Raw genomic sequence first — 12,071 nt, 5'->3', positions numbered from 1 at the left:
CCGCAAAGGCTGCTATCGAAGCAAGTTATGCGCCAGTCACTGCGCCTTGGTGGTGGGGCGGATGGAGTCCCACTCGGTGACGAAAGCGGTTTTGCTTTTCTTGTTGTAGAGACACAGTTCGGTGCCTTGCTGGCCTTTCATGTGTTTTTGCGGGTATTGGCCTTGCAACAGAAGTGCGGTGTAGCCAACCCGGTCATCGAACTGCGCGGCGTTGCCCACGGGTTTGGCATTCTTCAGACCGCTGGCCTTGGTGCAACTGGCGAGCACGGCTTTGTCGTAGGCGGCCCAGGCGTCGGGGCTGGAAGCGTGGGCCTGGGAGGCGAGGGTGGTGAGGCAGAGGAAGGTAAGGCTTGCTGCTTTCATGGGGGCGGGCATCCTTGGGGGTGTTTTGGCCAAGGTTGGAGTATGCCTGATGGTTTCAGGTTGAATGTGTCGGCCCCTTCGCGAGCTGTGGCGAGGGGATTTACCCCCCGTTCGGCTGCGAAGCAGTCGTCAATCCGGGCAAACCGGTCTGTCTGAACGGACAGGGGGCCGCTTCGCGACCCAACGGGGATAAATCCCCTCGCCACAGTCAAGCCGGAACCGGTTCCCGGCGGATCACACGCATTCCGGCGTTTTCATACAAACGCTGCGCCCGAAGGTTGTCTTCCAGCACCTTCAAATCCACAAAACCTTCGCGTCGTTGCTGAAATATCTTGAAAGCATGTAGCAGCAACGCACGTCCTAATCCTTGCCCCTGAGCTCGTGGATGCACCACCAGGTTTTTGATGTAGGCACTTGTCCAGCACTGGCAAACACCCACAATACCTTCGGCATCCAGAGCGATGAAGCACAGGCTCGGATCATATTCAGGATCGGTTTCAAAACGCTGTTGCCAGACGTCCAGTGCCGGCACGCGACCGCCACCTTGCTGATAACCCAGTTCCATCAAACGATGAACGGCTTCTGCCAGTTCGGGGCGGTATTCGCTGAGGACGATTCCCTGAGGCCAAGTGATCGCAGGCACACCTTCAGCGAGGTTGCGCCGCATCAGAAAGCAAAATTCCTCGGCCAAGACTCAATGACCTTGTTCAGCGACAGCCTTGGCTGCTTCGATCAGGCACTTGGTCAATTCCGGAGAGGAGAACTTGGTCAGCACCGCGTTCGCACCGGCAAGACGGGCCTTTTCACTGTTCATCGCACTGTCCAAAGAAGTGTGGAGCAACACATAGAGGTGCGAGAAGTCCGGGGTTTCACGCAGGGTTCGGGTAAATGCGTAACCGTCCATCTCCGACATTTCGATGTCCGAGACGATCAGGTTGATCTGCTGGGCCGTGCCTTGCAGGTCCAGCAGGCAGTCGATGGCTTCCTTGGCACTGCGGGCGGTGTGGCATTGCAGGCCGAGATTGCGCAAGGTGTGAACCGATTGCTGCAACGCAACCTGACTGTCATCGACCACCAGAATCCGCGCGTTGCCGAGTACTTCGGCGTCTTCCATGCTCAGTTCGGTCGGCGCCGTCTCGATCTGTGCCGGGGCGATGCCATGGATCACTTTTTCGATGTCCAGCACTTGTACCAACGTGCCGTCGACCGAGGTCACGCCAGTGATGTACGAACGCACGCCGCCAGAGCCAAACGGCGGCGGACGGATGTCGGTGGTCAGGCAGTGGACGATCTTGCTCACGGCTTGAACGTGTAAACCCTGCTTGGAGCGGCTGACGTCAGTGACAATCAGGCAGCCACCGTTCGGGTCTTCCAGCGGTCGTTCGCCGATGGCACGGCTGAGGTCGATCACCGACAACGAGGCTCCGCGCAGGGTGGCGATGCCTTTGACGTGGGGATGCGACTCCGGCAGCTTGGTCAGGGGCGGGCAGGGAATGATTTCACTGACTTTCAGCAGGTTGATCGCCATCAGCTTGCCGCTGCGCAAGGTAAACAGCAGAAGCGAAAGTGAATCTGCGCGGGCTTTGTTGGAAGACATAAAAACCTTCTGTGGAAAAAGGTGATGGGCAATCGCGAGGATCGCCAACAGCTATCGATGCCGGGTTATCGACTTGTTGGGGGCAGGCTTTAGGGATATTCCCTATCCATTGGTCCAACAGCGAACCCTGTGGCGAGGGGGCTTGCCCCCGTTGGGGCGCGAAGCGCTCCCCCGCTATTTTCCAGTTAGAGCTTCATGGCTGGTTTCACGACCGCTCCGCGGCCGAACGGGGGCAAGCCCCCTCGCCACAAGGATCCCATTAGCCACAATAATCGGGTTACTTCATGCCGAGGCGCTTGGCCATTCGCCCAAGATTCGCCCGATCCAAGCCTAGCTCACGCGCCGCACTCGCCCAATTGTTATGGTGCCGTTCCAGACAGGCGTTGATCAGTCGACGCTGATAATCCTCGGTCGCCGCCCGCAAGTCTCCCGAGACCAAAGCCGCAGGGCTCACAGGGGCTGGCTCGGTTGCAAGCTCAACGCTGCCATTAGGCAAATCCAGATCCGCCGCGCTCAAACTGAGAATCTTCGGCCGCTCCTTGCAGTTACCCAACGCCTTCAAGGCACTGCGGCCAATCAAGTGCTCCAGCTCCCGCACATTGCCCGGCCATGCATACGCCAGCAATGCAGCCTGGGCATCGCTGTTCAGACGCAGGCTGTTGAGGCCCATGCGAGAGCGGTTTTGCTCCAGAAAATAGCCGCTGAGCAGCAGCACATCCCGTCCACGATCACGCAGTGCTGGCACCAGCAACGGATAAACGCTCAGGCGGTGATAGAAGTCGGCACGGTAGCGGCCGCTGCGCACTTCCTCGGCCAGGTCGCGATTGGTCGCGGCGATCAGCCGTACGTCCACCTGATGTTCTTTATCCGACCCCAATCGCTGCAGCTGACCGCTTTGCAGTACCCGCAGCAATTTGGCCTGGACGGTCAGGGACAGCTCACCGACCTCATCGAGAAACAGCGTGCCGCCATTGGCCAGTTCAAACTTGCCGCGCCGATCGTTCATCGCGCCGGTGAAGGCGCCGCGGACGTGGCCGAATAGTTCGCTTTCCACCAGCGTGTCCGGCAGCGCGGCACAGTTGAGGCTGATGATCGGCTTGTCGGCCCGGGGCGATGCGGCGTGGATGGCTTGGGCGACCAGTTCCTTGCCAACCCCGGTTTCGCCGGTGATCAGCACGGTAAGATCGCTGCCGCCCACCAGATTGATTTCTTCCACCAACCGTTTGTGGGTCTTGCTCTGGCCAATCATCTCGCGGTTCTGCTGGCCGCTGGCTTGTCGGTAAACCTCGGCACGCTGATGTTCGTCTTCGACTCGATTGGCCAGCCGTTCGATGCGCTCGGCGGCGTTGACCGTGGCGGCGGCGAGGCTGGCGAAGGCTTCCAGGGCGTCCAGCTCGATCGGTTCGAAGCGCTCCGGATCGAGTGCGTCGAGGGTCAGCAAACCCCACGGACGCTCGTCGATAAACAGCGGACAACCCATGCAGTCATGGACTTCCAGATGATCATCGAGGCCATCGACCAGTCCGTCGTAAGGGTCGGGCAAGTCGCTGTCGGCGGCGAAACGGGTCGGGCCGGGGCTGCTGAGCAGCGCTTCGAAACGTGGGTGTTCGCTGACTTTGAAGCGTCGGCCGAGGGTGTCGGTGCTCAACCCGTCGACGGCCAGTGGCACCAGCCATTCGCCATCAAGGCGCAGCAGGGCGGCAGCATCGCACGGGAGCAAGGCGCGCATGGCTTCGAGCAAGCGCCGATAACGCTCGCCTTCGGGGAGTTCGCGGGACAGGTCGGCGACCAGTGGCAGCAGGGTGGTTAGCAAGGCTTTTGCAGTCATAGTGACTCCATGTAGTCGGTATGACTATAAGTCAGCCTGTGTCGATATGACTATAAAGATTTTAACTAGTTGATTTATAAGGTTTTATTTTCTGGCACGGAAACTGATAAGTACAAGGCAGTCAGTTAGCAATCCAAGTAGATCAGGAGTCGCCTTATGCTTAGCGTTCAAGACCGTGCAATCGTCAAATCCACCGTACCCTTGCTGGAAAGCGGTGGCGAAGCATTGATCACTCATTTCTACCGCATGATGCTGTCCGAGTACCCGGAAGTCCGCCCGCTGTTCAACCAGGCCCACCAGGCCAGCGGTGATCAGCCGCGCGCCTTGGCCAACGGTGTCTTGATGTATGCGCGGCACATCGACCAGCTCGACCAGTTGGGCGACCTGGTGGCCAAAATCATCAACAAGCACGTCGCCCTGCAAATCCTCCCGGAACATTACCCGATTGTCGGCGTCTGCCTGCTGCGAGCCATCTCCGAAGTGCTCGGCGACGAGATCGCCACACCTGAAGTGATGGCCGCCTGGGGGGCTGCTTACGGTCAATTGGCCGACATCCTGATCGGCGCCGAAACCAGCATCTACGACCAGAAAGAACAGGCACCGGGCGGCTGGCGCGGGGCGCGGGAATTCATCGTGGTGGCCAAGGTCGAGGAAAGTGCGGAAATCATCTCGTTCTACTTCGAACCGGCCGATAAAGGCCCGATTCTGGCGGCAGAACCCGGCCAGTACATCGGTATGAAACTGATCCTCGATGGTGAAGAGATTCGTCGTAATTATTCGCTGTCGGCCCTGGCGAACAAAGGCCAGTACCGGATCAGCGTCAAGCGTGAAACCGGTGGTCGCGCCTCCAACCATCTTCACGATCAGCTGCATGTTGGCGCGAGAATTCAGTTGTTCCCGCCATCGGGCGAATTCACCCTGACCGAAAGCGACAAACCGTTGGTGCTGATCAGCGGCGGCATCGGCATCACTCCGACGCTGGCGATGCTCGAAGCGGCGCTGGCGACCGAACGGCCGGTGCACTTTATTCATTGCGCGCGTAACGGTAGCGTTCATGCTTTCCGCGACTGGATCGATGGCTTGGCCGAGCGTCACCCGCAACTCAAACGCTTCTATTGCTACGACGAAGATGATGGCGTGAGCCCGGCGGCGCACAAGGTTGGCCTGTTGAGTCAGGAGCAACTGGGCGAGTGGTTGCCGCAACAGCGTGATCTGGACGCGTACTTCCTCGGTCCTAAAGGCTTCATGGCGGCGGTCAAGCGTCACCTCAAAGCGCTGGGTGTACCGGAGAAGCAAAGCCGTTACGAATTCTTCGGGCCGGCTTCGGCGCTGGAGTAACGCTAACGCCGGGTACTCTGTGGCGAGGGAGCAAGCTCCCTCGCCACAGGTTTTCAGCCCTTCAGTTCTTTCAAATGTTTGTACACAGTCGCCCGCCCCATGTTCAGCACGTTCGCCACATAGTTGGAGGCGCTTTTGCCTTTGAAGGCGCCTTCGGCGTGCAGTGCCAGCACCAGTTCGCGCTTATGGTCACGGGTCAGCAGGTTCAGGCTCAGCTGACGCTCGCGTAGCCAGGCGTGGAGGAAGGTGTTGATGCGCTCCTGCCAGTCATCGCGAAACAGCGAATCGGGCTGCGGAATCAACTTGCTCGGCGACAGGAACAGGTCCAGTGCGGCCTTGGCATTTTCGAACAACGAAATATTCAGATTAATGCACAGCACCGCCAGCGGATGACCTTCGCTGTCGCGCAGCACACTGCTCAGGCTGCGAATCTTCTGGCCATCCCAATTGAGCTTTTCGTACGGCCCGATGTTTCGTTCGCTGATCTCTTCGCTGAGCATGTCCTCCAACGCCGAGTCGTCACCGATTTCCCGTTTGGACAGGTTGTTGGCGATGTAGTCGACTTTCTGTGTGCGCAAATCGTGCAGCACCACCTCGGCGTGCGGAAAGAACAACGTGGCGATGGCATCGGCGATCGCGCGGAAATTGTCCAGCGGCGAGCTCTTCAATGCAGAGTCATCACCGGCCGGTTCTTGTTCTTGGGCGTTCATAAAGTGGAGCTCCAGACAGCATCAGCGCCCCGTCAAAAAAGGGCGCTGGAAGTTTGCCGCAATCGTGTCGACACGTCACCTGACGTCTGAACGTCAGCCCAGTCGAGCGGGGGAGAGCATCCCGGGGTTCAGACCGAAGCGAGTCAGTTGCTCGGGCAACGCTTCGCCGCGTACCAGTGCAGCGCTGGCCTGGCCCATGGCCGGCGAAGTCTGGATGCCATAACCGCCTTGTGCCGCTACCCAGAATAACCCCGGCACCTGCGGATCGAAACCGGACAGCAAATCACCGTCGCTCACGAAACTGCGCAAGCCGGCCCAGGTGCGGGTCGGACGGCGGATGGTCAGGGTGGTGGCTTCTTCGATCTGGTAGATGCCCATCGCGATGTCCAACTCTTCGGGTTGAACGTCGTGCGGTTCCACCGGGTCGGCGTTGGCTGGCGAGCCGAGGAACATTCCGGCGTCGGGCTTCATGTAGAAGGATTCATCGAGGCTGACCAGCATTGGCCAATGGTGGATGTCCACGCCCTCGGGACCGGCGAAGATGAACGCCGCGCGGCGCTTGGGTTGCAGGCCCAGTGGTTTGGCACCGGCCAGCTCGCCGATTTTGTCGGCCCAGGCGCCTGCGGCGTTGATGATGATCGGGGCGCTGTAGGTCTGACCGCTGGTTTGCACGTGCCACACACCTTCGGCGTCACGGGTCAGGCTCATGACTTCGCTGTCGGTATGAACTTCGCCCTTGTTGCGTCGGATACCGCGCAGGTAGCCCTGGTGCAAGGCATCGGTGTCGATGTCGCTGGCGGTCGGGTCGTAAATCGCACCGTGGACTTTTTCCCGACGCAGAATCGGCAGGCGCACGCAGGCCTCGTCGGCGCTGAGCCGCTGCATCTCCGGCACCGTGGCTTTGGCGCTCAGGTATTGATTGTTCAGCTCGTCCGGGTCTCCGGTGAAGTCCACGGTCATCTCGCCACGCGGGGTCAGCAGCGGGTGTTCGCAGAAACCGGCCGGCGGCGCGTCGAAGAAATCACGGCTGGCCTGCGTCAGCGCCCGAACCTGCGGTGTGCCGTATGCGGCAGTGAACAGCGCGGCTGAACGTCCGGTGGAGTGGTAAGCCGGGTGGGACTCGCGTTCAAGCACGATCACTCGGGCGTGCTGCGACAACCAGAAACCAGTGGAGGCGCCGGCAATCCCGCCGCCGATGATGATGAAATCTGCCTGGCTCATGAACGTCTCCTGATGGGCGCAAAGGCCAAAATTGTAGTGATCCCTTGTAGGACTGTAGGAGCTGACGAGTGAAACGAGGCTGCGATCTTTTGACTTTGCTTTTAAGGCAAGATCAAAAGATCGCAGCCTCGTTTCACTCGTCAGCTCCTACACAGGGGTGTGGTGTTAGCGCTGTAGGCGGTAGATGGCATTGGCCAGCGCGATATCTTCCAGGCCCAGGCCAATGGAGCGGAAGAACACATGACGGTCGTAGTCGGGGCGCTGGACTTTTTCGCTGAGCAGATCGGGCAGGTCGCCGATGATCAAGCGCTTGTCCCAGCCATGTTGTTCACCGGCAATCAGCATCTCGCCGGCCGAGCCCGGGGTGGTCAGACGATAGTCGCAGAACACTTGCATGTCATTGAGGCTCTGCGGCGGCACTTCGTGGGCTCGTGGTGCGTTGGTGCTGATTGAGGTGATCAGCGCCGGTTTGCTCAAGCTTGACGGGTCGATCACCGGGCCTGCGGACGAGGTGCAGAGCATGATCACGTCGGCGTCTTGAACCGCTGCTTCACGACTGTCGACGATGGTCAGCCGAGGATCGAGACTTTGGAGCTGTGCCAATACTTCGGGATTCTTGTCGCTCAGGCTCGGCGAGTAGAGGCTGATGCTTTGCCAGTCGCGCAGGCCTTTGACGTAGTGCAAGTGCGCCTGGGCGACCTTGCCGCTGCCGATGATCGCCAGACGTTCAGCCTTGAGCGGGGCGAGGGCGTCGACCGCTACTGCGGTTGTTGCAGCGGTGCGTGCCGTGGTCAGTTCACCGGCATCACAGAGCAACAGCGGCTGCCCGGTCTGCATCGACATCAGCAATGTCCAGGCGGTCACCAGCGGGCCTTGTTCACGCACGATGTACGGCGAGGTTTTGACCCCGTAAACGCCGTCTTCGGCCAGCACGCCCAGGTAGTTGATGAAGTCGCCAGCGCCTTGCGGAAACTCAACCATTTGCTGCGCCGGTTGCACGGCTTGTCCGGCGGCCAGGTCGCGGAACAGTTTGCGCAGGATCTGCGGCACGTCGACCTGCGCCAGCAACTCGCTGGCCTGAGGTTGGGTGATCACGTAAGGCGTACTGGACATGGTCGGCTCCGGGAGCTGGAAGTAAACTAATTTGTCCATTATGGACTTTTAGTTGTCTCGGACAATATCCAGACGAAAAAAAAAGCGCAGTCCGTTTCCGGCTGCGCCTCTTTTAATGCGACCCGCGTTACGGGCGCTTGCGCTCAACCGCCCGCAACAGATGCGTCGGTGGCGTTTCGCAGCTGATCTTGCGACCCAGCAGCGCCTCGATGGACGGTAGCTGGTAGGAGTCGTCTTCACCGGCAAAACTGATGGACACGCCATCGGCGCCAGCACGACCGGTACGACCGATACGGTGCACGTAGTCGTCCGGGACTTCCGGCAGGGTGAAGTTGATCACGTGGCTGATGCCGTCGATGTGGATGCCGCGACCGGCCACATCGGTGGCGACCAGGACGCGGATCTTGCCTTCGCGGAAACCTTCCAGAGTCTTGATGCGCTTGTGCTGCGGCACGTCGCCGGACAGTTGCGCGGCGTTGACGCCATCGCGCACCAGGCGTTCTTCGATGCGCCGCACTTCATCCTTGCGGTTGGCGAACACCATGACCCGCTCCCAACCGTTGTCGTTGACCAGGTTGTAGAGCAGTTTGTATTTGTCGGCACCGGCGACGGCGTAGATGTGTTGCTCGACGTTTTCGCTGGCCACGTTCTGCGACTCGATCTCGACGATCGACGGGTCGGTGGTCCATTGCTTGGCCAGGTTCATCACGTCTTCGGTGAAGGTCGCGGAGAACAGCAGCGTCTGGCGCTCGTTTTTCGGCGGGGTCTGGCGAATGATCTGACGCACTTGTGGGATGAAACCCATGTCGAGCATCCGGTCGGCTTCGTCCAGCACCATGACTTCGACCATGTCCAGGTGCACGTCGCCGCGCTGGTTGAAGTCCAGCAGACGGCCCGGGGTGGCCACGAGGATGTCGCAATGACGGGCTTCGAGGTGCTTGAGCTGCTTGTCGAAGTCCATGCCACCGACAAACGTCATGACGTTGAGGCCGGTGTACTTGGTCAGGTCGGCCGCGTCCTTGGCAATCTGCACCACCAGTTCACGGGTCGGTGCAATGATCAGCGCCCGCGGCTCGCCCATATAACGCTCTTTCGGCGGCGGGGTTTCCAGCAACTGGGTGATGATCGAAATCAGGAACGCTGCGGTTTTGCCGGTGCCAGTCTGGGCGCGGCCAATGGCATCTTTGCCGGCCAGGGTGAAGCCGAGAACTTGTGCCTGGATCGGCGTGCAATACGGGAAGCCCAGGTCCTGGATGGCGTGCATCAGTTCGGGGGCGAGTTTGAAATCGTGGAAACGGGTTTTGCCTTCCTGAGGTTCGACGGCGAAGTCTTCGAGTTTCCAGGGGATAACCGGTGCTTTTGGCTTGGGTTCGCGACGCGGTCGGGCAGGTTTTGCAGCTTCGCTGCGCGGTTCTTCAGAGGCCTGAGCCTCAACGGGTTGGACGGCCGGTGTGGTCATCGGCTCGTGCTTCGGTACCGCTACGGCTGCGGTCCGGCCAGACTGATTACCGTCGGTGCGGTGGCTGGGATGGTGAGACGGAGCGTTGGAGACTGGCGCGAGCTGCTCAGTCTCGCTTTTACCGAACATTTTCTTGAGTGCTTTGAGCACGGTCATCTCATCAATTGGTTAAGGAATATACGCCGGCCAGTGTAATGCAAGAATCGGGCGCGGCGTAGTGGGATGGATCAATGGGCTGCTTTTCACATAAACAGTTAACGCAAGCGCTCGGCGAGCCAGACACCAATGTCGCGAATCTCCTCGGGTAACACTTCGTGGCCCATTGGGTATTCCTGCCATGTCACGGTGACACCATGCTGTTTTAAATACTCGTAAGCGGTGCGGCCCATGGAGTTTTGAACGACGTCATCGTACTGGCCATGCAAAGACAGTACGGGAATGCGCTGCTGGCTGGCGGAAAGCTCCAGTTCATCGCTGAAGGTCGGTGCATAGGTCGAGAGGGCAAGTACGCCACCCAGCGGTCCCTGCCATTTCAGAAACGCGGTGTGTAACGCCACCGCGCCACCCTGGGAAAAACCTGCCAGAAATATCCGCGAGGCGTCTATTCCGATGGCGCGCTCCACTTCGATCAAATTGACGATCCTCTGCGCCGACTCTTCCAGCTGCTCGCGGTTGATCGCGCGCGCCGGGCTCATGGCCAATATGTCGTACCAGCTTGGCATCTCGTAACCACCGTTGATGGTCACGGCGCAGGTCGGTGCCTGAGGGAGAACGAAGCGGGTGGTCAGCAGGGTTTCCTGCAGAGCTTCGGCCACCGGCAGGAAGTCGTAGCGGTCGGCGCCCAGGCCGTGCAGCCAGATAACGCAGGCGTCTGCGGGCTTGACGGGTTGAAGAATCAAGGGCTCGGTCATGGTTGCTCCAATGTTGTGCAGGCGCTCTCATTGAGTGCGAGGTCTGAGGGCGCGCCTGGTTGATCAGTTAAGAAGATGTCGCAAGGCTACAAGTTTTGCTATTGACCTGTCGCGCAAACGCTTCGGCGAGCGGTCTGGTACGGGCTTTGCTATGGGGAAACGGTGCAACCCATCTCGCGCCTTGCGGTAACACTATCAGTGTACTGCTGGCGGTGGGATAGCAAAGAATCCGGTGATGGATGTTCGCCAGTGGCCGCTACGGGCTTCGCGAACGTGAAAGGGCTACAGCCCGTTCGGCCGATTGGTGAGAAGTGAGTTGTCCATGATGTGGATTTTCTCCTACTAGACTCATAGCGCAGGTCCTACGTCGGTTGACCCCAAAAAAAGCCAACACGGGTCAACAACGCCTCATAAGGGTGCGACTGGACTCAAGCTCCGACACAACAAGAGCAAAACTGGAGGTTTGAATGAAGATGTTGAAATCCACCCTGGCTATCGTGACTGCAGCCGCAGTACTCGGTGTCAGTGGGTTCGCTCAGGCGGGTGCAACCCTGGATGCAGTGCAGAAGAAAGGTTTCGTACAGTGCGGCGTAAGTGACGGTCTGCCGGGTTTCTCGGTACCAGATTCGACTGGCAAGATCATCGGTATCGATGCAGACGTCTGCCGCGCTGTGGCCGCTGCCGTTTTCGGCGATGCGACCAAGGTCAAATTCAGCCAGTTGAACGCCAAAGAGCGTTTCACCGCGCTGCAGTCCGGCGAAATCGACGTGCTGTCGCGTAACACCACCTGGACCAGCTCCCGCGATTCGGGCATGGGCCTGGTGTTTGCCGGCGTGACGTACTACGACGGCATCGGCTTCCTGGTAAACAACAAGCTGGGCGTGAAGAGCGCTAAAGAGCTCGACGGCGCCACCATCTGCATTCAAGCCGGTACCACGACCGAGCTGAACGTTTCCGACTACTTTCGCGGCAACGGTCTGAAATACACCCCGATCACCTTCGACACCTCCGATGAAAGCGCCAAGTCGCTGGAATCCGGTCGTTGCGACGTGCTGACCTCCGACAAATCCCAGCTCTACGCACAACGCAGCAAGCTGGCGACCCCGACCGACTACGTCGTTCTGCCGGAAACCATCTCCAAGGAGCCTCTGGGCCCGGTCGTGCGTAAAGGCGACGAAGAGTGGTTCAGCATCGTCAAGTGGACCCTGTTCGCCATGCTCAACGCTGAAGAAATGGGTATCACCCAGAAAAACGTTGAAGCTGAAGCCAAAGCCACCAAGAACCCGGACGTTGCTCGTCTGCTGGGCGCTGACGGTGAATACGGCAAAGACCTGAAAGTGAAGAAAGACTGGGTCGTGCAGATCGTCAAGCAAGTGGGTAACTACGGTGAAGTGTTCGAGAAAAACCTCGGCAAAGGCACTCCACTGGCCATCGACCGCGGGCTGAACGCTCTGTGGAACAACGGCGGCATTCAATACGCACCACCAGTGCGCTGATGGTTCTATCACCCGGTGGGCCAACCACCGGGTGA

General features: G+C 59.5%; 11 protein-coding genes. 2 read left to right on the top strand and 9 right to left on the bottom strand.

Annotation, left to right across the window (positions count from 1 at the left end; genetic code table 11):
* Positions 1-36: 36 nt before the first annotated feature.
* The 4 genes from ACA059_RS26300 to norR all read right to left on the bottom strand — a co-directional run bounded on the left by ACA059_RS26300 (position 37) and on the right by norR (position 3,788).
* On the bottom strand, positions 37-363 hold the full coding sequence (locus tag ACA059_RS26300; protein ID WP_497631533.1) for a hypothetical protein: 327 nt from the start codon (positions 361-363) through the stop codon (positions 37-39).
* 208 nt (positions 364-571) lie between these two features.
* Entirely contained in the window at positions 572-1,030 is a 459-nt protein-coding gene (locus ACA059_RS26295; RefSeq protein ID WP_497631532.1) for a GNAT family N-acetyltransferase, read from the bottom strand.
* 27 nt (positions 1,031-1,057) lie between these two features.
* On the bottom strand, positions 1,058-1,960 hold the full coding sequence (locus tag ACA059_RS26290; protein ID WP_008147551.1) for a chemotaxis protein CheV: 903 nt from the start codon (positions 1,958-1,960) through the stop codon (positions 1,058-1,060).
* A gap of 277 nt (positions 1,961-2,237) precedes the next feature.
* Positions 2,238-3,788 carry a nitric oxide reductase transcriptional regulator NorR gene (gene norR, locus ACA059_RS26285; RefSeq protein ID WP_497631531.1) on the bottom strand — a complete coding sequence of 517 codons (1,551 nt, stop codon included), beginning with the start codon at positions 3,786-3,788 and terminating at the stop codon, positions 2,238-2,240.
* A gap of 156 nt (positions 3,789-3,944) precedes the next feature.
* Here norR and hmpA point away from each other — a divergent pair, with 156 nt between their 5' ends.
* Positions 3,945-5,126, top strand: a complete 1,182-nt coding sequence (hmpA, locus tag ACA059_RS26280; RefSeq protein WP_497631530.1) for an NO-inducible flavohemoprotein — start codon at positions 3,945-3,947, stop codon at positions 5,124-5,126.
* Positions 5,127-5,179: 53 nt separating this feature from the next.
* On the opposite strand, the gene ACA059_RS26275 is transcribed toward hmpA, so the two are convergent.
* From ACA059_RS26275 to ACA059_RS26255, 5 genes are all read right to left on the bottom strand, one after another.
* Positions 5,180-5,836, bottom strand: coding sequence for a helix-turn-helix transcriptional regulator (locus ACA059_RS26275; protein ID WP_095130521.1), 657 nt, complete (start codon positions 5,834-5,836; stop codon positions 5,180-5,182).
* A gap of 93 nt (positions 5,837-5,929) precedes the next feature.
* Positions 5,930-7,057: an NAD(P)/FAD-dependent oxidoreductase gene (locus ACA059_RS26270; RefSeq protein ID WP_497631529.1), complete on the bottom strand. Its 1,128-nt coding sequence runs from the start codon at positions 7,055-7,057 to the stop codon at positions 5,930-5,932.
* Between the two features lie 165 nt (positions 7,058-7,222).
* Entirely contained in the window at positions 7,223-8,170 is a 948-nt protein-coding gene (locus ACA059_RS26265) for an ornithine cyclodeaminase family protein (RefSeq protein WP_497631528.1), read from the bottom strand.
* A 127-nt stretch (positions 8,171-8,297) separates the two neighbouring features.
* Positions 8,298-9,785: an ATP-dependent RNA helicase RhlB gene (gene rhlB / locus ACA059_RS26260; RefSeq protein ID WP_497631527.1), complete on the bottom strand. Its 1,488-nt coding sequence runs from the start codon at positions 9,783-9,785 to the stop codon at positions 8,298-8,300.
* 98 nt (positions 9,786-9,883) lie between these two features.
* Complete coding sequence (locus tag ACA059_RS26255; protein ID WP_008147566.1) at positions 9,884-10,540, bottom strand: alpha/beta hydrolase; 657 nt, start codon at positions 10,538-10,540, stop codon at positions 9,884-9,886.
* A 467-nt stretch (positions 10,541-11,007) separates the two neighbouring features.
* On the opposite strand from ACA059_RS26255, the gene ACA059_RS26250 reads away from it, so the two are divergent.
* Positions 11,008-12,036: an amino acid ABC transporter substrate-binding protein gene (locus ACA059_RS26250; RefSeq protein ID WP_123365710.1), complete on the top strand. Its 1,029-nt coding sequence runs from the start codon at positions 11,008-11,010 to the stop codon at positions 12,034-12,036.
* Positions 12,037-12,071 lie beyond the last annotated feature (35 nt).

The organism is Pseudomonas sp. LBUM1647, from assembly GCF_059716175.1.
Note: the sequence above shows the minus strand (reverse complement) of the source record. Positions and strands in the feature narration are given on the sequence as shown.

Excerpts from the sequence above, each read along its gene's own strand:
- ACA059_RS26300 (WP_497631533.1), bottom strand. The coding sequence starts at position 363 with ATGAAAGCAGCAAGCCTTACCTTCCTCTGCCTCACCACCCTCGCCTCC.
- ACA059_RS26295 (WP_497631532.1), bottom strand. The coding sequence starts at position 1,030 with ATGCGGCGCAACCTCGCTGAAGGTGTGCCTGCGATCACTTGGCCTCAG.
- ACA059_RS26290 (WP_008147551.1), bottom strand. The coding sequence starts at position 1,960 with ATGTCTTCCAACAAAGCCCGCGCAGATTCACTTTCGCTTCTGCTGTTT.
- norR (WP_497631531.1), bottom strand. The coding sequence starts at position 3,788 with ATGACTGCAAAAGCCTTGCTAACCACCCTGCTGCCACTGGTCGCCGAC.
- hmpA (WP_497631530.1), top strand. The coding sequence starts at position 3,945 with ATGCTTAGCGTTCAAGACCGTGCAATCGTCAAATCCACCGTACCCTTG.
- ACA059_RS26275 (WP_095130521.1), bottom strand. The coding sequence starts at position 5,836 with ATGAACGCCCAAGAACAAGAACCGGCCGGTGATGACTCTGCATTGAAG.
- ACA059_RS26270 (WP_497631529.1), bottom strand. The coding sequence starts at position 7,057 with ATGAGCCAGGCAGATTTCATCATCATCGGCGGCGGGATTGCCGGCGCC.
- ACA059_RS26265 (WP_497631528.1), bottom strand. The coding sequence starts at position 8,170 with ATGTCCAGTACGCCTTACGTGATCACCCAACCTCAGGCCAGCGAGTTG.
- rhlB (WP_497631527.1), bottom strand. The coding sequence starts at position 9,785 with ATGACCGTGCTCAAAGCACTCAAGAAAATGTTCGGTAAAAGCGAGACT.
- ACA059_RS26255 (WP_008147566.1), bottom strand. The coding sequence starts at position 10,540 with ATGACCGAGCCCTTGATTCTTCAACCCGTCAAGCCCGCAGACGCCTGC.
- ACA059_RS26250 (WP_123365710.1), top strand. The coding sequence starts at position 11,008 with ATGAAGATGTTGAAATCCACCCTGGCTATCGTGACTGCAGCCGCAGTA.